This is a genomic window from Vibrio sp. 10N.286.48.C11, assembly GCF_041469805.1.
GTDB lineage: Bacteria > Pseudomonadota > Gammaproteobacteria > Enterobacterales > Vibrionaceae > Vibrio > Vibrio crassostreae_C.
Map to the genome: position 1 here is coordinate 1 of NZ_JBFRLK010000017.1, position 628 is coordinate 628.

The 628-nt window shown below is 48.1% G+C and carries 1 protein-coding gene; it reads left to right on the forward strand.

All coding sequences use genetic code 11. The annotated features are described in order from the left end of the window. Positions 1-628: IS5 family transposase (locus AB4209_RS06040; RefSeq protein WP_372055156.1), on the forward strand; the 628-nt coding region annotated here is incomplete at both ends.

Genomic DNA, 628 nt, shown 5'->3' on the forward strand with positions numbered 1-628 from the left:
TACACCTGCATCAGTCGTAGAGCCAAGCAAGTTGAGGTCTCATTTAAGACTAAAGCGAGAGGAGCGATACAACACCTAGCCATTGATGCAACTGGCCTTAAGGTTTATGGCGAAGGTGAATGGAAAGTCAAAAAACACGGGACGGATGGCAAGCGGAGAGTCTGGCGAAAGCTGCATATTGCAGTTGATACAAGCACTCATGAGATCATTGCCGCCGAGCTAAGTTTATCAACGGTTACAGATGGTGAAGTACTCCCGAACCTACTGAAACAAACACGTCGAAGCATCCTTGAGGTGTCTGGTGATGGCGCTTACGACACGAGAGCGTGTCGCGCTGCTATTAAGATGAAGCGAGCCGTTGCGCTTATTCCCCCAAGAGAAGGGGCAGCCTTCTGGGAGCGTGGTCATCCTCGAAATCTCGCCGTGGGTTGCCAGAAATTATACGGCTCAAATAAGTATTGGAAAGAGCGGTATGGATACCACAAACGTTCATTGTCAGAAACAGCGATGTATCGAGTTAAACAGTTGCTAGGAGGACGATTGAGCTTAAGAAATTACAATGCCCAGGTGGGTGAAACTTACGCGATGATAAAAGCGTTGAACAAGCTTACTGGGTTAGGTATGCCTG